This window comes from Pseudomonas sp. 2hn (assembly GCF_019646095.1).
GTDB lineage: Bacteria > Pseudomonadota > Gammaproteobacteria > Pseudomonadales > Pseudomonadaceae > Aquipseudomonas > Aquipseudomonas peradeniyensis.
This window is the reverse complement of record NZ_CP081016.1, coordinates 1,143,731-1,162,291: the sequence shown is the minus strand read 5'-3', so window position 1 is coordinate 1,162,291 and position 18,561 is coordinate 1,143,731. Positions and strand designations below refer to the sequence as shown.

At 68.3% G+C, this 18,561-nt stretch carries 17 protein-coding genes; 8 read left to right on the top strand and 9 right to left on the bottom strand.

What is annotated here, in order from left to right; genetic code table 11:
• Genes gspG through K2O50_RS05365 form a run of 6 tightly spaced genes read right to left on the bottom strand, consistent with a single transcriptional unit; the run spans window position 1 to window position 7,112 of the window.
• On the bottom strand, window positions 1-435 hold the full coding sequence (gspG, locus tag K2O50_RS05390; protein ID WP_050704182.1) for a type II secretion system major pseudopilin GspG: 435 nt from the start codon (window positions 433-435) through the stop codon (window positions 1-3).
• A gap of 14 nt (window positions 436-449) precedes the next feature.
• Window positions 450-1,646: a type II secretion system inner membrane protein GspF gene (gene gspF / locus K2O50_RS05385; RefSeq protein WP_050704181.1), complete on the bottom strand. Its 1,197-nt coding sequence runs from the start codon at window positions 1,644-1,646 to the stop codon at window positions 450-452.
• 2 nt (window positions 1,647-1,648) lie between these two features.
• Window positions 1,649-3,097 carry a GspE/PulE family protein gene (locus K2O50_RS05380; protein ID WP_050704180.1) on the bottom strand — a complete coding sequence of 483 codons (1,449 nt, stop codon included), beginning with the start codon at window positions 3,095-3,097 and terminating at the stop codon, window positions 1,649-1,651.
• Window positions 3,097-5,016 (bottom strand): type II secretion system secretin GspD, encoded by a 1,920-nt coding sequence (gene gspD / locus K2O50_RS05375; protein WP_371263125.1) that lies wholly within the window; start codon window positions 5,014-5,016, stop codon window positions 3,097-3,099. The genes K2O50_RS05380 and gspD overlap by 1 nt, the downstream gene beginning before the upstream one ends.
• Before the next feature lie 36 nt (window positions 5,017-5,052).
• On the bottom strand, window positions 5,053-5,472 hold the full coding sequence (locus tag K2O50_RS05370; RefSeq protein ID WP_050704179.1) for a pilus assembly protein PilZ: 420 nt from the start codon (window positions 5,470-5,472) through the stop codon (window positions 5,053-5,055).
• Window positions 5,469-7,112: a lipoprotein UxpA gene (locus tag K2O50_RS05365; protein WP_050704217.1), complete on the bottom strand. Its 1,644-nt coding sequence runs from the start codon at window positions 7,110-7,112 to the stop codon at window positions 5,469-5,471. The genes K2O50_RS05370 and K2O50_RS05365 overlap by 4 nt, the downstream gene beginning before the upstream one ends.
• A gap of 219 nt (window positions 7,113-7,331) precedes the next feature.
• Here K2O50_RS05365 and K2O50_RS05360 point away from each other — a divergent pair, with 219 nt between their 5' ends.
• Window positions 7,332-9,377: a PhoX family phosphatase gene (locus tag K2O50_RS05360; RefSeq protein WP_050704178.1), complete on the top strand. Its 2,046-nt coding sequence runs from the start codon at window positions 7,332-7,334 to the stop codon at window positions 9,375-9,377.
• 363 nt (window positions 9,378-9,740) lie between these two features.
• Here K2O50_RS05360 and gspK read toward each other — a convergent pair whose 3' ends face one another.
• Window positions 9,741-10,706, bottom strand: coding sequence for a type II secretion system minor pseudopilin GspK (gene gspK / locus K2O50_RS05355; RefSeq protein WP_050704177.1), 966 nt, complete (start codon window positions 10,704-10,706; stop codon window positions 9,741-9,743).
• Between the two features lie 136 nt (window positions 10,707-10,842).
• On the opposite strand from gspK, the gene tatA reads away from it, so the two are divergent.
• The 3 genes from tatA to tatC are packed head-to-tail and all read left to right on the top strand — an operon-like array spanning window position 10,843 to window position 12,082.
• Complete coding sequence (gene tatA / locus K2O50_RS05350) at window positions 10,843-11,061, top strand: twin-arginine translocase TatA/TatE family subunit (RefSeq protein WP_050704176.1); 219 nt, start codon at window positions 10,843-10,845, stop codon at window positions 11,059-11,061.
• Window positions 11,061-11,348, top strand: a complete 288-nt coding sequence (tatB, locus tag K2O50_RS05345) for a Sec-independent protein translocase protein TatB (protein ID WP_050704175.1) — start codon at window positions 11,061-11,063, stop codon at window positions 11,346-11,348. The genes tatA and tatB overlap by 1 nt, the downstream gene beginning before the upstream one ends.
• Window positions 11,348-12,082 (top strand): twin-arginine translocase subunit TatC, encoded by a 735-nt coding sequence (gene tatC, locus K2O50_RS05340; protein ID WP_050704174.1) that lies wholly within the window; start codon window positions 11,348-11,350, stop codon window positions 12,080-12,082. Before tatB ends, tatC begins: the two co-directional genes overlap by 1 nt.
• A gap of 48 nt (window positions 12,083-12,130) precedes the next feature.
• On the opposite strand, the gene K2O50_RS05335 is transcribed toward tatC, so the two are convergent.
• Entirely contained in the window at window positions 12,131-12,370 is a 240-nt protein-coding gene (locus tag K2O50_RS05335) for a DUF3077 domain-containing protein (protein ID WP_050704173.1), read from the bottom strand.
• A complete protein-coding gene (locus tag K2O50_RS05330; RefSeq protein ID WP_256205962.1) occupies window positions 12,367-12,528 on the bottom strand; it encodes a hypothetical protein in 162 nt (53 codons plus the stop codon). Before K2O50_RS05330 ends, K2O50_RS05335 begins: the two co-directional genes overlap by 4 nt.
• 614 nt (window positions 12,529-13,142) lie before the next feature.
• Between K2O50_RS05330 and K2O50_RS05325 the strand changes: the two genes are divergently transcribed.
• Genes K2O50_RS05325 through ptsP form a run of 4 tightly spaced genes read left to right on the top strand, consistent with a single transcriptional unit; the run spans window position 13,143 to window position 18,555 of the window.
• Window positions 13,143-13,874 carry a GntR family transcriptional regulator gene (locus K2O50_RS05325; protein WP_050704171.1) on the top strand — a complete coding sequence of 244 codons (732 nt, stop codon included), beginning with the start codon at window positions 13,143-13,145 and terminating at the stop codon, window positions 13,872-13,874.
• An 11-nt stretch (window positions 13,875-13,885) separates the two neighbouring features.
• Window positions 13,886-14,974 carry an N-acetylglucosamine-6-phosphate deacetylase gene (gene nagA, locus K2O50_RS05320; RefSeq protein ID WP_050704170.1) on the top strand — a complete coding sequence of 363 codons (1,089 nt, stop codon included), beginning with the start codon at window positions 13,886-13,888 and terminating at the stop codon, window positions 14,972-14,974.
• Complete coding sequence (locus K2O50_RS05315) at window positions 14,971-15,993, top strand: SIS domain-containing protein (protein WP_050704169.1); 1,023 nt, start codon at window positions 14,971-14,973, stop codon at window positions 15,991-15,993. The genes nagA and K2O50_RS05315 overlap by 4 nt, the downstream gene beginning before the upstream one ends.
• 18 nt (window positions 15,994-16,011) lie before the next feature.
• The gene (gene ptsP, locus K2O50_RS05310) at window positions 16,012-18,555 is read left to right on the top strand and encodes a phosphoenolpyruvate--protein phosphotransferase (RefSeq protein WP_050704168.1); all 2,544 of its coding nucleotides are present in this window, start codon (window positions 16,012-16,014) and stop codon (window positions 18,553-18,555) included.
• Window positions 18,556-18,561 lie beyond the last annotated feature (6 nt).

Sequence of the window (18,561 nt, the reverse complement as noted above, 5' to 3'; positions counted from 1 at the left end):
TCAGAGCGACCAGTTGCCCAGGTCGGCATCGAGCCCTTCGCCGCCCGGCACACCGTCGGCGCCCAGCGAATAGACATCGACCCGGCCATGCTCGCCGGGCATGCGGTACTGATACGGCGTGCCCCACGGATCTTCCGGCAGACGACGGATATAGCCATCGCTGCGCCAGCTGCGCGGCAGCGGTTCCTGGGTCGGTTTCTTCGCCAGCGCCGCCAGGCCCTGCTCGTTGCTGGGAAAGCGCAGGTTGTCCAGGCGGTACATGTCCAGCGCCTGCTCCAGGGTCGCAAGGTCGGCCATGACCTTCTGCTTCATGGCCTTGTCCTGGTTGCCCAGCACGCTGGGCGCGACCACGGCGATCAGCAGGCCGATGATGAAGATCACCACCATGATTTCCATCAGCGTGAAGCCACCCTGGCGGTTGCGTCGTTGTTGCATGAAAGGTCTCCTTGTCACAGTTGCAATCCCTGGTTGAGCTGCATGATCGGCAGCAGCACCGCCAGCACGATGAACAGCACCACCGCGCCCATCACCAGGATCATCAGCGGTTCGAACAGCGCCATGGCGGTGTCCACCTGGCGGGCGAAGCCGCGCTCCTGGTCATCGGCCACGCGCTCGAGCATGTCGGCCAGGGTGCCGCTGGCCTCGCCGCTGCCGACCATGTTCACCAGCAGCGGCGGAAACTGGCCGGCGCCGTCCAGCGCCCGGTGCAGGCTGGTGCCGCCCTGCACCTGCTGGCGCACCTGCGCCATGGCGGCATGGATACGCAGGTTGCCGACCGTCTCGGTGGCCACCTGCAAGGCTTCGAGCAGGGCCACGCCACTGCCGCAGAGAATCGCCAAGCTGCGCGCCAGGCGCGCGCTCTCCAGCACCTGCAACACCGCGCCGACACGCGGCAGGCGCAGTAGCAGGTCGTCGCGGCGCAGGCGCCAGTGCGGCTTGCGCAACAGCCAGCCGCCGGCCACGGCCAACCCGATCGCCAAGGCCAACAGGTACGGCCCGGCCAGGACCAACCCCTGGCTGATGCCGATCAGCAGTGAGGTAATCAGTGGCAGGCTCTGCCCGGAATGGGCGAACTGCTCGGTGAGCTTGGGCACCACGAAGGTCATCAGGCCGACCACCACCGCCAGCGACACGCCCATCAGCACCGCCGGGTAGATCAGCGCTGTGCGTGCCTTGTGGCGCTGACGCTGGACCTGCTCCAGGTGATCGGCGAGGCGCGCCAGCACCTGGCCCAGGCGCCCGGAGCGCTCGCCGGCCTCGACCAGCGCGCAGTACAGCCCGGTGAACGGCGCGCCTTGGCGTGCCAGGCTACGGGCCAGCCCCAGGCCTTCGGCGAGGGAGCCACGCAGGGTCACCAGCACCGCATGTAGGGCTGGTTGGCGCAATTGCCGCTCCAGTGTCGCGAGGGCATCGACCAGTGGGATGCCGGCACCGATCAGGGTCGCCAGTTGGCGGGTCAGCTCGCACAGCTGGGCGCGGGTCAGGCGCTGGCGACGGGGCTGCGCGCTATCGTTGCGCTGCAACTGCCGGGCGAACAAACCCTGCTCGCGCAGCAACTGGCGCGCATGCCGCTCGCTGTCGGCCTGCACGCTGGCCTTGTGCGCCTTGCCGTTCATGTCCACGGCCTGATAGCGATAGGTCGGCATGCTCAGCCCTGCACCACGCGCAGCACTTCGGCCAGGCTGGTCTCGCCACGGGCCAGGCAGTTGCTGGCCATGGCCACCAGGCTCTGCCGGCGGCCATCCAGGTAGGCCTGCATGGCCAGCTCGCTCTCGCCGTCGTAGAGCAAGGCGACCAGCCCGGCATCCAGCTCGATGAATTCGTACAGCCCCAGCCGACCGACATAGCCACTGCCCTGGCAATGCTCGCAGCCAACCGGGTGATAGCTCTCGCGCAGGCTGCCCAGTTCCGGCCACAGCTCGCGCTCGGCGCGTTGCAGTGGCTGTGCCACCGCGCAGGCACACAGCCGCCGCACCAGGCGCTGGGCCAGCACGCCGCGCAGGCACGAGGCGATCAGAAAAGGCTCGATGCCCATGTCGCGCAGGCGGGTCACCGCGCCAACGGCGCTGTTGGTGTGCAGGGTCGACAGCACCAGGTGCCCGGTGAGGCTGGCTTGCACGGCGATCTGCGCGGTTTCCTGGTCGCGGATCTCGCCAAGCATGATCACGTCCGGGTCCTGGCGCAGGATCGCGCGCAGGCCACTGGCGAAGGTCAGCCCGGCGCGGGGGTTGATGGCGGTCTGGCCGATGCCGGCGATAGCGTACTCGACCGGATCCTCGACGGTGAGGATGTTGCGGCTGCCGTCGTTCAGGCTGTTGAGGCTGGCGTACAGCGTGGTGGTCTTGCCCGAACCGGTGGGGCCGGTGGACAGCACGATGCCGTTGGGCCGCGCCAGGCAGCCGCGCAGGCCGCGCAGCACGGCGGCGGGCATGCCCAGGTTGTCCAGCGCCAGCAGGCTGGCCTGCTTGTCGAGCACGCGCATCACCACCCGCTCACCATGGATGCCGGGCAGGGTCGAGACCCGCACATCCACCTCGCGCCCGGCAGCGCGCAGGGTGATGCGGCCGTCCTGGGGCTGGCGCTTCTCGGCGATGTCGAGCCGGGCCATGACCTTGATCCGCGACACCAGCATCGCCGACAGCGCCCGCGGCGGGCGCAGCACCTCGCGCAGGTGGCCGTCGACGCGCAGGCGCACCACCAGGCTCTGCTCGAAGGTCTCGACATGGATATCCGAGGCGCGCAGCCGCAAGGCCTGGCCAAACAGGCCGTTGATCAGTCGGATCACCGGGGCTTCGTCATCGCTTTCCAGCAGGTCCTCGATGCGCGGCATCTCGCTCATCAGGCTGTCCAGGTCGACCTGCTCACCGATGCCTTCGATCAAGGCCTCGGTCGCCGCCTCGCCGGCCTGGTAGAGCTGGCCGAGGCGCTCGTCGAACTGCGCGCCGTCGAGGCGTTCCAGGCTGGCCGGCAAGCCATGCACGCGCAACAGCTCCTGCAACTGGTCGCTGTCGGCGTCGCCGCGCAGCCACAGCTGCCAGCCGCCCTCGGCCGGCGCCATGGCCACCCCGCTCTGGCGCGCCAGGCGATAGGGCAGCATCACCAGTCACCGCCTTCGAGGCGCGCCCGGCTGGAGGGGAACACCTGCAGCAACGGCAGGCCCTCGGCCAGCGACGGCAGCTTGAGTGGCGTGTTCTGTTGCAGGCTCTGGTACTTCTGCTGGCTCAGGCCGGCCAGGCTCTCGCCGTCACGCAGGATGCGCGGGCGGATGAACACCATCAGGTTCTGCTTGGTGTTCTTGCTCGCGTCGGAGCGGAACAGCCGGCCCAGATAGGGAATGTCGCCGAGCAGCGGCACCCGCTGGTTGCTGGTGGAAAGTTCGTCGCTGATCAGCCCGCCGAGGATCACCAGGCCGTTGTCCTCGACCATCACCTTGGTCTTGATCTCGCGCTTGTTGGTGATCACGTCGCTGGCGGCACTGGAATCGGCGATCGACGAGACCTCCTGGACGATGTCCAGGCGCACGCTGTTGTCGACGTTGACCTGCGGCTTGATGCGCAGCTTCACCCCCACTTCCTTGCGCTCGATGGTCTGGTAGGGGTTGGCGTTGTTCTGGGTGACGGAGCCGGTGACGAACGGCACCTCCTGACCGACCAGGATCGACGCCTCGGCGTTGTCCAGGGTCAGCAGGGTCGGCGTGGACAGCAGGTTGAAGCCGCTCTTGCCCTTGAGCGCGTTGACCAACATGGCGAAGTTGAAACCGCCGCCGATATGGCCGATGCCGGCGGTGGCGCCGGTGGTGGCCGACAGCAGCTTGCCGAGTTTTTCGTTGTCGCCGCTGCTGGCGGCCCCGGCGATGCTGGCGATGTTCACCCCGTTGCCGCCGAAGTTGACGATCCCGGCGCCGAACTTCTCGTCGGCGAACAGCCACTGCACGCCCAACTCCTGGGCGCTGCTGTCTGACACCTCGGCGATGATCGCCTCGACCACCACCTGCGCCCGGCGGATGTCCAGTTGCTCGACGATGCTGCGGAAGGCGGCCAGCTCGCTGTCCGGGCCGACCATCACCACGGCATTGGTGCCCTCCTCGTATTCCAGGCGAATCCCCGAATCGCTGGCCGCCGGCACCGGCGGCGCGTCCTTGCCCTCGCCTTCGGCGGCCGGCACCGCGCCAGCCTGGCTCAGGCCGCGCAGTACCTTGACCACTTCGGCGGCGTTGGCGTGGCGCAGGTACATGACCTGGGTATTGCTGCTGCGCAGGTTGTCGCCGGGCCGGTCGAGCTGGGCCAGCAAGGCCCGCACCCGCTCGCGGCTGTCGGCGCTGCCGCGCACCAGCAAGGCATTGCTGCGCGGGTCGGCGACCACCTGGGCGGCATCGCTGCCCTGCTCGCGGGCCAGCAGGCGGGTCACCAGGCCCGCGGTATCGGCGGCGCTGGCATGCTTGAGCGGGATGACCTGCAACGGCTCGTCGCTGACCTGGTCGAGCTGGCGCAGCAGGCTGTCGATACGCTCCAGGTTGCTGCGCCAGTCGGTGACCACCAGCAGGTTGGCGGCCGGGTACGGGGTGATCACGCCGACCCGCGGGTCGATCAGTGGCTTGAGGATGCCGAGCATCTGCTCGCTGGCGGCGTTGCGTACGTTGAACACGCGGGTGGCCACGCCATCGCTGCCCTCGGATTTCTTGCCGGCGCTTTCCACCGGCACCGGTTCCAGGCGTGCGGCCTGGTCGGGCACGATCTTCACGCTGCCGTTGGGCAGGTCCACGGCAGCGAAACCCTGGGCCCGCAGCTGGGCCAGGAAGATGTCGTAGATGGCGTCGGCGTCATGCCGATCGACCGTGCGCACGGTGACCTTGCCCTGCACCCGCGGATCGACGATGAAGGTGGTGCCGGTGATGCGCGACACGCTGTCGATGAACTCACCGAGCTCGGTGTCGACGAAATTGACCTCGTACAGCGGCGTGCCGTCGTCGGCGAACACCTCCGGCTCTTCGGCCCGGCCCAGGGACATGCCGAGCATCAGTAGCCCGGCCAGACAGTACCTTGCGATCATCATTCATCCTTGGCGCTTGAAGCCGGTCACGGCGGGGCGTGGCGGCCAGGGCAGACGCTCGCGCCGCCCGTTGTTGTCGAAGATCAGGCCATCGGCGTCGATGTCCTGCAGCACGATGCCCGGCGCCAGGCGCTGGCCGCGGCCGAGGGTGCGCACCTGCTGGCCGTGGCGCAGCACCACCACGCTGGCCGACAGCGGCTGGGCCTTGAGCCCGCCCAGGTAGGCCAGGGGCAGACGGGTGATGGGGATACTTCCGTCATCGACGGGAGCCTGCCAGTGCTCCACCAGCAGCCCCGGCAGCGCGACGTCCGCTTGAATCGGCGCGCTGACCGGCAACGGCTGGCGACTGAGCAGCAGCACGCATTGCGCCGCCAGCCAGCCGGCCAGGGTCAGCAAGGCGAAAGTGACCAGGCGCGAGGTCACGCCGCCACCTGGTGCGGGTGCCAGCCCGGATGGCCCTGGACGTAGCGCACCGCCGGCAACTGCAGTGCTGCCAGCGCCCAGCCTGGCGTCTGCCGGGTCAGCCAGGCTTCCAGGGTCTGCCACAGCGGTACGCCGGCCTGGGCGTCGAAGTGCAGGCCGAAGGTGCGGCAGAGGCCCTCGACCGGCTGCAGGCCGATGATGCGCTTGCCGTTGGGGCTGTAGCTCACCTGCCAGTTCTGGCTCTGCCAGCGCGGCAGGTCCTGGCTGTTGTCCAGCAGCAGCGGGTCGCCGAACAGTTGCTCGGCGGCGTTCTCCAGCACCTGTTCAACCTGGCGCGCCGGGGCTTCGACCACTGGCGCGGGGTAGCCACCGGTGAGGCTGATCAGGTGTTCACGGGTGATCGGCTCACCCGCCCGCAGCGGGAAGTCGTAACGCAGGCCGGGCAGCAGCACCGGCATGCTCGAATCGTCGGCCAGAGCCTGGTGCAGCAAGCGGTCCCAACTGCCGCCACGGGTATCGCGGCGCCACAGCGCCTCGGGGGCGTGGGCCAGGGGCTGGTCGAGCCAGGCGGCGTGGCCGCTGCGCTGGCGTTGCAGCTCGCCGCGCAACTGGCTGGCGCGGGCCTGGGCTGGCGCGCCGAGGCTGTGCTCGAAGGCCGGAAAAAAACGCGCCTCGAACTGCCACTGGCCACCGGCCTGGCGGCAACGCAGGCGAAACGCGCCACTGGCCCGGCAGCCGGCGAACAGCACCGGCACCCGCCGGCCACTGGCCTGGCTCGCCATTACCGGCGCGGGCCACAGGTCCTGGCCGCGGGCGCACAGCAGCACATCCACTTCCGGCACCCGCTCGGCCAGCCAGAGACCGGGGCCGGTGCCGACATCCGCCAGCGCCACTACCAGGTCGGCCTCGCGCCGGGCCTGCTGGAAGCTCGGTTGCAACGACTGGTACCACTGTTTCAGGGAGGCTTTCTGGTCCTGGGCGTAAGGGTCGGTGACCCCCACCACCGCAATGCGCACACCACCGCGCTGGAACACCTTGACGCCTTCAATGCCCAGCGCCTTGGCCTGGGTGTTGGCAAGCCCGGCGCCGAGGGTAATAGAAGAAGACTGGCGATAGAGCCCGGCGCTGCGCTGCGGCCACAGCACCCGCTCATCACTGCTGACCCGCACCTCGCTGCCCAGCAACTGGCTGCCCTGCACGCCGCTTTCGCCCTGGGTGAGGTAGGCCAGGCCACTGCCGTTCCAGCACTGGCCGTTCTCCAGGGTCAGGCACTGCTCACTACCGGCTTCGGCGCGCAATTGTTCGAGCAGTGCCGCGAGCACCGCGTAACCGCCGGTACGGGCCTGGCCGGCCAAGCTCGCGTCGAGCAACGGCGCCAGTTCCGGCTGACCGGCACTGGCATTGGGCCCGCTCATCCACGGCGCGCGGCCCAGATGGCTGACCGGCCCCAGGCGCGTGGCCGGCACCACGGCCTGGCCCGGCTGACGGGCATCGAGGGTGTCGGCCACATACAGCAGGTCCAGCGCCCGGTCGCTGCCGCCACGCGGCACCGGCAGCGCGGAACAGGCACCGAGCAGCGGCGCCAGCGCACCGACGCCCATCCACCCGATCACCTCGCGCCTGCCCAGACTGCTTGCCATCGACTCCGCCATCCCTGTTCACGTTGGGACCCGGATATTGCGGCGTTGGCGTGACAGTTTGATGGCAGAAATCCGCTGCTAATTCCAAAACAGCCTTGATTAGACCTTTAGTAATAGCAGCGCGTTTTAAACGCCCTTTAACATTTCTGCCAATCAATCGACATACTTGCCGTCTACAGTCGCGGTTTCCTTCAACTCAGCCAAAAAAAGGACACCCTGATGAGTCGAGATACCGGCGATAACCTGGACCGGAACCTGAGCGGCAACCTGCCGATGGCCAGTGTCATGGACACCTACCTGAGCCGTCGCGCCGTGGTGCGCGGCAGCCTCGGCGCCGCCATCGCCATGATCGCCGGCACCGGCCTGACCGGTTGCTTCGACGGCGGCGGCGGTTCCGACAACGACGATCCGGCGCCCCAGCCGGAGAAACCGAAACTCAAGCTGGGCTTCAATTCCATCCCAGGCTCGCGCACCGATGCCTGCGTGGTCGCCGCCGGCTACAGCGCCTATGTGCTGGCGCCCTGGGGCACGCCGCTGAACGCCACCGCCAATCCCTGGAAGGCAGACGGCAGCAACACCTCCACCGACCAGGCCAACGCCATGGGCATGCACCACGACGGCATGCACTTCTTCCCTATCAATGGCAGCTCCAGCGATGGCCTGCTGGCGATCAACTTCGAGTACATCGACACCGCCGCCCTGCACCCGGCCGGCCCCACCACCGTCGCCGGCAAGCGCCCGGTCGAGGAGGTGCGCAAGGAGATCAACGCCCATGGCGCGGGCGTGGTGCGCATCAGCAAGGTCGCCGGGCGCTGGCAGGTGGTCGACAACGACCCGCTGAACCGCCGCTTCACCACCGTCTCGCTGATGGACATTGCCGGCCCGATGCGCGGCACCGACCACGTCAAGACCAAGTTCTCGCCCACCGGCACCCAGTGCCGCGGCACCAACAACAACTGCGGCAACGGCTACACCCCGTGGGGCACCTACCTGACCTGCGAGGAGAACTGGCCCGGCATCTTCGTCAACAAGGGCACCCGCCCGGCCAACCAGGTGCGCATCGGCGTCTCCAGCAGCAGCGGCCAGTACAAGTGGGAAACCGCGGCCGGTGACGCCAGCGAAGTAGCCGGCGAGTTCGCCCGCTTCGACATCACCCCAACCGGCGCCAGCGCCACCGACGACTTCCGCAACGAAGCCAGCACCTACGGCTACATCGTCGAGATCGACCCGTACACCAGCAACACCCTGGCGGTGAAGCGCACCGCCCTGGGCCGTTTCCGTCACGAAGGCTGCTGCCCGGGCCTGCCGGTGGCCGGCAAGCCGCTGGTCTGGTACACCGGCGACGACTCCAACAACGAGTACCTGTACAAGTTCGTCTCCGACGCCCTGTGGGATCCGGCCGACGCCAACCCGGCCGACCGCCTGGCCACCGGCGCCAAGTACCTGGACAAGGGCAAGCTCTACGTAGCCCGCTTCGACGCCAACGGCACCGGCGCCTGGCTGCTGCTCGACGTCGCCACCCCGACCACCGGCGGCAGCACCCTCGGCGCACTATTCGGCGACCTGCCGGACATCATCCTCAACACCCGTGGCGCCGCCGACGCCGTGGGCGCCACGCCCATGGACCGCCCGGAGTGGACCGCCGTCAACCCGCTCAACGGCGACGTCTACCTGACCCTGACCAACAACAGCGCGCGCACCGCCGCCAAGGTCGACGCGGCCAACCCGCGTGGCCCGAACCGCCACGGCCACATCATCCGCTGGCACGACAGCGACGACCACAAGACCTTCACCTGGGACATCTTCGTGTTCGGCGCCAACGCCGCCGGCACCCCGGACATCAATCGCTCGGGCCTGACCGAACTGAACCAGTTCGCCAGCCCCGACGGCATGAGCTTCGATAGCCGCGGCGTGCTGTGGTTCGAAACCGACAACGGCGAGGCCACCCTGACCAGCTACACCAACGACCAGGTGCTGGCGGTGATCCCCACCGACCTGGTGGACGCCAACGGCAAGCAGATTCCGGTCAACGCCACCAACCAGGCGGCCCTGCGCCGCTTCTTCGTCGGGCCGAACGGTTGCGAGGTAACGGGCATCACCTTCACCCCGGACAACAAGACGATGTTCGTCAACATCCAGCACCCGGACAACTGGCCGACCACCGACAAGGCCACCGACGTCACGCCGGCCGGCACCTCGGTGCGGCCACGGGCTTCGACGGTGGTGATCCAGCGTAATGATGGTGGGGAGATCGGCACGGCCTGATCGATCAGCTTTAGCCTCACGCCGCTCCCACAAGGACTTGCGTACTCCTTGTAGGAGCGGCCTTGTGCCGCGAATGGGCTGCGCAGCAGCCCTGACGATTGCAGCGTGAACGCTGAACCCTGGGACCGCTGCGCGCCCCTTTCGCGGCACAAGGCCGCTCTCATGGAACAAAACACAACTCTTTGATTTGACTGGGGCAGCGTGGGAGCGGGCTTGCCCCGCGATGCGGCGTTTGGCACCGGCTACGCCGGTGATCGCGGGGCAAGCCCGCTCCCACGCTGGAACTCTGTTCCCTGCGCGACAGCGTAGTCCGAAAGGCTGGGCGATCTCATACACAGATTGCGCATAGCCTGCGATTGCGTACTACCAAGCCACCGGCTCCCGCCCCCTGACCCGCACCTGCTGCGCCGGCACCCGCGCATGCCATTGCACCACGCCCAGCGCCTCGATCTGGAACTGGCTGCGCAGCGTGCGTCCCTCTTCCTCGAACGACAGCTGCAGCACGAAATGGCCGCTGTTGAGCAACAACCCTTCGCTGAGTCGGGCGAAGGTCTCGTCGTCCACAGCCCCCAGCGCCTGGCGTAATGCCGCGGCATCCACATAACCCGCCGCCGGCCGGCCGCTGATGATGCGGCTGAGCATCGAACGGGAAAACTGCCCCTCGTACAGGGCCTCCAACAACGGCAGGTGCTCCAGCCCCAGGGCGTTGGCATTGAGTCGCCAGCCACCGGTCGATGGCAGTGCGCAGAGCATTCGGTAGCGGCTTTGTCGGCCACTGTCCGGCTCCAACAGCAGGTTGAGCTCACTGGTGTCGAGCATTGGCTGGTTGGCCGCCAACCGGGGTGGCTGCTGGCGCAGGTACTGGGCACTCTCGGCCCCTTGCAAGCGTGCATCGCTGTCGGCGTCCAGCCAGTCGGCCAGGGCATCGACCAGCCGCTCGGCGGCCATGTCGTCACCGAGCAGTTGGCGCAGTTGACGCTCGGCCCGCGGACCGTCCTCACCCAGCAGGGCGTTGACGTTGAAGCAGCCGTGCTGGTCGATCACTCGCAGTTGCGCCTTGCCGGCACCGAAGTCATAGGCCAGCGGTTGCCCGCGCAGGGCCTGCCAGAACAGCGGGCTGGCCCGCCAGGCCGGATCGCGCAGGGCCTGGGAAGCATAGGCAAGCCCCGCCTGCTCCATCGCCCGCACCTGTACCCGCTGGTGCAACAGGCGCACCTCGTCCACCTGGCGCCGGCCATCTTCCACCAGCCAGGCCAGCCCCGCCGCGAGCATCGCCAACACCACCAGCACCATCAGCAGTGCCGCGCCCTGTTGTCGCCTGCGCCCCATCCCTGTCTTCCCGTGGCCACTGCAAAGCGCCAGTCAACACGCCCGTTGTTTCAGCCAGATGGCAGTCATGTGCCCGTCATCTGCGCAGGGCAGGATTGGCCTTCCTTTTTCTTTGACCTGACAGGAGTGGTCTTACATGGGTGGCATCGGAATCTGGCAATTGGTGATCGTGCTGTTGATCGTCTTCCTGCTGTTCGGCACCAAGCGTCTCAAGGGGCTGGGCAGTGATGTCGGCGAGGCGATCCAGGGCTTTCGCAAGTCCATGGGCGGTACTGCCGACAACAGCGTCGAGCAACAACCGCAGGTGCTGAACAATCAGCCGGTACAGCAGACGCAGACGGATCGTCAGGCCTGATGTTCGAGATCGGCTTCACCGAACTGCTGCTGGTCGGCATCGTCGCCCTGCTGGTGCTCGGCCCCGAGCGCCTGCCGGTGGCGGCGCGCACCCTCGGCCGGGGGCTGGGCCAGGCACGGCGGGCGCTGAATGCGTTGAAGGCGCAGGTGGAGCGGGAGATCGACATGCCCGCCCTGGATGCCGCGCCGTTGCAGCGCCTGGAGCAGGAGATCCGCCAGGGCATCCAGCTCGACGCGACGCCGGCCAATGATCCGACGCCGGTCGCCCATACCAAGGAAAGCGCCTGATGTCCCTCACCCTCGACCAGGCGGCGCGCATGCCGCTGACCGACCACCTGCGCGACCTGCGCAAGCGCCTGATGCGTTGCCTGCTGGTGGTCGCGCTGGTGTTCTGTGGTTTGTTCCCCTTCGCCCAGACGCTGTACACGCAGATCTCCGAACCGCTGCGCCGCTACCTGCCCGAAGGCGCCAGCATGATCGCCACCAGCGTCACCTCGCCGTTCCTCACCCCGTTCAAGCTGACGGCGATGTGCGCGCTGTTCGTCGCCATGCCGCTGCTGCTGCACCAGGCCTGGGGCTTCATCGCCCCGGGGCTGTACCGCCGCGAACGGCGCATTGCCCTGCCGCTGCTGGTGTCGAGCATCCTGCTGTTCTACGGCGGCATGGCCTTCGCGTTCTTCCTGGTGTTCCCGATGATGTTCGGCTTCTTCGCCAGCGTGACCCCGGACGGGGTGGCGATGATGACCGACATCGGCTTGTACCTGGACTTCATCATGGCGCTGTTCCTGGCGTTCGGCCTGGCCTTCGAGATCCCGGTGGCGACCTTCATCGTGGTCTGGGCGGGGTTGACCGACGTGGCCACGCTGCGGCGCAGCCGGCCCTATGTGATCGTCGGCTGCTTCGTGGTGGGGATGATCCTGACGCCGCCGGATGTGTTTTCCCAGACCATGCTGGCGGTGCCGATGTGGGTGCTGTTCGAGGTGGGGTTGCTGGCGTGTGGGTTGGTACACCGGGCGGAGTAAAGCTGTACCGGCCTTATCGCGGGGCAAGCCCGCGATAGGGTCATCGGCTCAACCAGAACGGTTCAACCCCACCTCCATGTCATCGATCAGCGCCTTGGCCATGGCACTGAGGATTCGCGCCGAGCTGCCGGCCAGCAGGTCACCCTCCATTTCCGCCTCGCAGGTCAGGTGGCGGATGCAGCCAAGCAGCACCGACAACTCGCTGAAGGCATCCTCGAATGAAACGCCTGGCTCGACCTTGAACAGGTCCAGGCAGACCGTGCGGCCTGCGGTGTGGCCGCGGGTCATGGCCGGACCTGCGGCTTGTGTTCGAGCAGGGCGCAGGCGAGTTGGCCGAGGTAGTCGCTGGCAGTGAACAGGCAGTCCTGGGCTTCTCCGGGTTCGGTCTTGAAGTAGATATCGAGTACATCGGAAATGGCGGTGGCCACTTCGACAGCGGCTGTCATGGCCTCATCGCGGGTGAGCGTGGAACGGATGCTGATGAAAGGTGCGAGACGGGGTGGATCTGGGACGATCTTTTTCATAGGTCCAACTCTCGTGCATTCCAAGGAAGCGCCATCCCAAGGCAATTCTCACAAGACAAAGGGTGGCAGCCGTGAACGGGGTGAGAATCCGGGGCACAAGAAACCCGGTCAGACCGAAGTCTGCCCGTGCACGGCTGCCATGAAGGGACTGCCGAAAAACTTGTACTCCAGGATTCTCACACCCTGGTCACCAAATCTGGCGACCCGATGAAGTTATCCCTGGGGTATTTCCCCGACAACGCGGCAGCTTCCGGCAAGCGCGTAGGATAGTTCCCAAGCTTTGCTGGCTGAAGCATTTGGTTTCAGGTTCGGAAATGTCTGACAGCTCTTGAGATCGCTGGGGCTGTTTCACAGCCCTTTCGCGGCACAAGGCCGCTCCTACATAGGAGTACGCGCATCCCTGTAGGAGCGGCCTTGTGCCGCGAAAGGGGCGCAAGGCGCCCCCAGGGATTGCGACAGATGATCAGACCAGTGGTATTGACCTGGTATTAAAGTGGTATTAATTTTCCACCCAACAACAATACCGGACACCGCCCATGCGTCCTCTATCGGCCCTGCGCCCCGACGACACCAGCGCCACCCCGCTCTACCTGCAGCTGGCGCGCAACCTTGAGCAGGCCATCCACGCCGGCCAATGGACCGCCGACCAAGCGCTGCCCTCGGAGCGCACCCTCAGCGAAACCCTGGACATCTCCCGGGTCACCGCGCGCAAGGCCCTCGAGGTCCTGCTCGAACAAGGCCTGATCCATCGCATCCAGGGCTCCGGCACCTTCATCACGCCACGCCTCGAACAACCCCTGTCACGCCTGTCGAGCTTCAGCGAAATGCTGCGCATGAAAGGCTTCGTGCCCAGCTCCCAATGGCTCGAGCGCAGCATCGGCACCCCGAGCAACGACGAACTGATCCGCCTCGGCCTGTCGCCCACCGACCAGGTGGTCCACCTCAAGCGCCTGCGCAAGGCCGACGATATCGTCATGGCGGTGGAGGTCAGCACCCTGCCCGCCCGCCTGCTCGGCGACCCGCAGGCCATCGGCGATTCGCTCTACCAGCACCTCGACCAACTCGGCCGCCCGGTGGTCCGTGCCCTGCAACATATCCGCGCGATCAACGCCGGCGACGAGCTGGCCGCCCAGGTGGGCATCGCCCCCGGCACCGCCATGCTGCTGATGACCCGCATCGGCTACCTCGACGACAACACCGCCATCGAGCTGACCGACACCTACTGCCGCAACGACTACTACGACTTCGTCGCCGAACTGCGACGCTGACCGGAGCCCCCATGGACATCGCCAACATCCTCACCCCCGACGGCTGGGTGCGCGGACAACTGCACCTCGAAAACGGCCGCATCCGGGCCATCGACGGTACGTCGTGCGACCCGCAGGCCAACGACCTGCCGTACCTGCTGCCCGGTTTCATCGACCTGCACGTGCACGGCGGTGGCGGCAGCGACATCATGCAGGGCGGCGACGCCTTCGCCACCATCGCCCGCACCCACCGGCGCTTCGGCACCACCTCGCTGCTGGCCACCACCATGACCGCACCCCGCGAGGAGCTGACCCGCGTGCTCGCCGAACTGGGCGAACACCTCAAGCAACCGCGCCAGGGCGCGCGCATCCTCGGCGTGCACCTGGAAGGCCCGTACATCAACCCCGGCAAGCTCGGCGCGCAGCCGAACTTCGCCCACCAGGCGCTGCTCGACGAAGTCGAGCAATACCTGGCCCTGGCGCCGATCAAGGTCATCACCATCGCCCCGGAAATCGCCGGCCACCTGCCGCTGATCCAGGCCCTCAGCCAGCGCGGCATTCGCCTGCAGCTTGGCCACACCCTGGGCAGCTACGAAGAAGGCGTGGCGGCACTGGAAGCTGGGGCGACGAGCTTCACCCACCTGTACAACGCCATGAGCCCGCTGCACCACCGCGAGCCGGGCATCGTCGGCGCGGCCCTGGCCCACGCCCGCTACGCCGAGCTGATTCCCGACCTGCTGCACGTGCACCCAGGCGCCATGCGCGTGGCCCTGCGCTCGATCCCGTGCCTGTACTGCGTGACCGACTCCACCGCCGCCGCCGGCATGCCCGACGGCGAATACCGCCTGGGCAGCCACACCGTGACCAAATGCCTGGGCGGCGTGCGCCTGCCCGACGGCACCCTGGCCGGCAGCACCCTGACCATGGACCAGGCCCTGCGCAACCTGGTGAAGATCGGCCTGCCGCTGGCCGAAGCCTCCGAGCGCCTGTCGCGCCATCCCGCCGATTATCTCGGCATCGCCGACCGTGGCCGCCTGCAACCGGGCGCCTGGGCCGACGCGGTGCTGCTGGACCGCCAACTGAACCTGACCGCCGTGATGATCGAAGGAGAAACCGCATGAGTTCAAGGATGCTCGAAGAAGCCCGCGCCTGCGCCGAGGTCGTCGAACGTCAGACGCAGACGCTGGACCCTCGCCTGGAGACCCTGGCCGAACAGCTGCGCCGGCTCGATCCGCAAGTGGCGCTGACCGTGGCCCGGGGCAGCTCGGACCACGCCGCCAGCTACTTCGCCTACATCGCCATGCAGCAGCTGGGCCTGCCGGTGGCTTCGCTGCCGATGTCGGTGGTGACCCTGCAGCAGGCACCGCTGCGGGTGCGTGGCCAGGTGGCGCTGGGCTTCTCGCAGTCGGGCCAGAGCCCGGACCTGGTCGACAGCCTGCGACGCCTGGGCCAGTGCGGGGCGACCACGGTCTCGCTGGTCAACGCCGAAGGCTCGCCCCTGGAGCAGGCCTGCCAGCACCACTTGCCGCTGTGCGCAGGCCCCGAGCTGTCGGTGGCGGCGACCAAGAGCTTCGTCGCCACCCTGGCTGCCGGCGCCCGCCTGGTCGCCCACTGGGGCGAGGACCGCGCCCTGCTGGAAGCCGGCCTGGCCCTGCCCGCGCAACTGCGCGAGGCCGCCGCACAGGACTGGAGCCCGGCCATCGACACCCTGCGCGACAGCGAGCGCCTGATGGTGATCGGCCGTGGCGCGGGCTTCGCCATCGCCCAGGAAGCCGCGCTCAAGCTCAAGGAAACCTCGGTGATCCAGGCCGAGGCCTTCAGCAGCGCCGAAGTGCGCCATGGCCCGATGGCGCTGATCGATGCCCAGTACCCGCTGCTGGTGTTCGCCCCCCGTGGCGTCGAGCAGGCCGGGCTGCTGCAGCTGGCCGCCGACATGCGCCAGCGCGGTGCCCGCGTACTGTTGGCGGCGCCGGCTGACACCGCCGGGCGCGATCTGACCCTGAGCTGCGCCGAACACCCGGCCCTGGACCCGCTGCTGGCGATCCAGAGCTTCTACATCATGGCCGCGGCCCTGGCCGAGGCCCGCGGCCTCGACCCCGACCAGCCGCGTCACCTGAGCAAAGTGACCTGCACGCAGTGAAGCCGCGAGGAACAGCGCATGCCCGACAATAACAAGATCATCCTCCATGCCCCGCTCGCCGGACCGCAGGTACCGCTGGACCAGGTACCGGACCCGGTGTTCAGCAGCGGCACCTTGGGCGACGGCGTCGCCATCGACCCGTTGAACGACGTGCTGCATGCGCCCTGCGCGGGCGAAGTGGTGCAACTGGCGCGCACCGGCCATGCGCTGACCCTGCGCGTGGCCAACGGCGCGGAAGTCCTCTTGCATATCGGTGTCGACACCGTGCAGTTGCAGGGGCGCGGCTTCTCGCCGCTGGTGGCGCTGGGCGACCAGGTGACCCAGGGACAACCGCTGGTGCGCTTCGACATGGACCTGGTGGCGCAACACTGCGTCAGCCTGGTCACCGTGATGCTGGTCAGCAATGGCCCGGGCTTTGGCCTGACGCGACTGGACACAGGCGCTTCACGCCTGGGTGCGGCGTTGCTGGAGGTCGAGGCCACAGGCAGCGAAGCGCAGGCACGACCGGTCAGCCATGAGCGTGCACACGGCCATGCCCGGGTCGCTCATCACGGCGGCCTGCATGCCCGCCCTGCCGCCCTGCTGCGCCAGACCGCGCAAGGCTTCCAGAGCCATGCCGTGCTGCGTTTCGCCGAGCGCGAGGCCGACCTCACCAGCCTGGTGGCGGTCATGGGCCTGGGCGTTGGCGAAGGCGCCGAAGTCGAACTGATCTGCACCGGGCCGGACAGCCAGGCCGCGCTGCAGGCGTTGATCGCCGCCGTGCAGACCGCCTCGGTCGCTGAACGCCATGCCGCGCATGCGCCCACCAGCACCGCCACGCCCAAGCCCAATGCCGAGCCCGGCGTGCTCAACGGTGTCTGCGCCGCCCCCGGCCTCGCCCTCGGGCCACTGGCGCGCCTGGACGGCATCAGCCTGCCGGCGGACAGCGGCGACAACGACCCCGCCGAGCAGCACCAGGCGCTGAACACTGCCCTGGCCGAGGTCCGCCATGCCATCGATCGCGACTGGCGTCACCTGCCTCGCGGCCAGGAGGACGCGGCGGCGATCCTCGAGGCCCACCTGGCCCTGCTCGACGACCCGGCCCTGCTCGGCGACGCCCGCCAGCATATCGCCGGCGGCGTCGCCGCCAGCCATGCCTGGAGCCGCGCCATCGAGACCCAGTGCCAGGTCCTGCGCAGCCTGGGCAACCCGTTGCTGGCCGAGCGCGCCAACGACCTGTACGACCTGCAGCAACGGTTATTGCGCGCCCTGCTCGGCGAAACCCGGCAACTGCGCCTGCCGCCGGCGGCCATCGTCGTCGCCCACGAACTGACCCCCTCCGACCTGCTGCTGCTCGCCCGCCACGATGTCGCCGGGCTGTGCATGGCCGCCGGTGGCGCCACCTCGCACGTCGCCATCCTCGCCCGCGCCCGCGGCCTGCCGTGCCTGGTAGCCTTGGGCGAAACGCTGCTCGACCTGCCCGCCGGCACGCCCCTGGTGCTGGACGCCGACCAGGGCCGCCTGGAAACCCAAGCCGCCCCGCAACGCCTGGCCGAGGTCCACTGCCACCTGCAGCAACGCCGCGAAATCCGCCAGCGCCAGCAGGCCGCCGCGCAGCAAGGCGCGCGTACCCGCGATGGCCAGTTGATCGAGGTCGCGGCCAACGTGGCCAGCGCCGAAGAGGCCGCCCAGGCCCTGGCCCAGGGCGCCGACGGCATCGGCCTGCTGCGCAGCGAGTTCCTGTTCATCGACCGCCCCACCGCACCGGACGAGGCCGAGCAGCGCAACGCCTACCAGGCAGTGCTCGACGCCATGGCCGAGCGCCCGGTGATCATCCGTACCATCGACGTCGGCGGCGACAAGCAGCTCGATTACCTGCCCCTGCCTGCCGAGGCCAACCCGGTGCTGGGGCTGCGCGGCATCCGCCTGGGCCAGGTCCGCCCGGAGCTGCTCGACCAGCAACTGCGCGCCCTGCTTCAGGTCAGCCCGCAGCGGCGCTGCCGGATCATGCTGCCGATGGTCACCGAGGTCGACGAGCTGATCGCCATCCGCCAGCGCCTCGACCGGCTGGCCGCCGAGCTGGGCGTGACGGCACGCGCCGAACTGGGCGTGATGATCGAGGTGCCGGCCGCGGCGCTGCTCGCCGAACGCCTGGCCGAGCATGCGGACTTCTTTTCCATCGGCACCAACGACCTGTCCCAGTACACCCTGGCCATGGACCGTGACCATGCCGGACTGGCTTCACGGATCGATGCCCTGCACCCGGCACTGCTACGCCTGATCGAGCTGACCTGCCAGGGCGCGACGAAGCACGGCCGCTGGGTCGGCGTGTGCGGCGCGCTGGCCTCTGACCCACTGGCCACGCCGGTACTGGTCGGCCTGGGTGTAGCCGAGCTGTCGGTCAGTCCGCCGCAGATCGGCGAGATCAAGGCCCTGGTCCGCCAGCTCGACGCCAGCGCCTGCCGCCGTTTCAGCCAGGGCCTGCTGGGCCTGGCCAGCGCCGGGGCCGTACGCCAGGCCTGCCGCGACTTCGCCGCGCAATCCCACGCCCAACCCGCGGCCCCCGTGGCCCTACAACAATAATCGGAG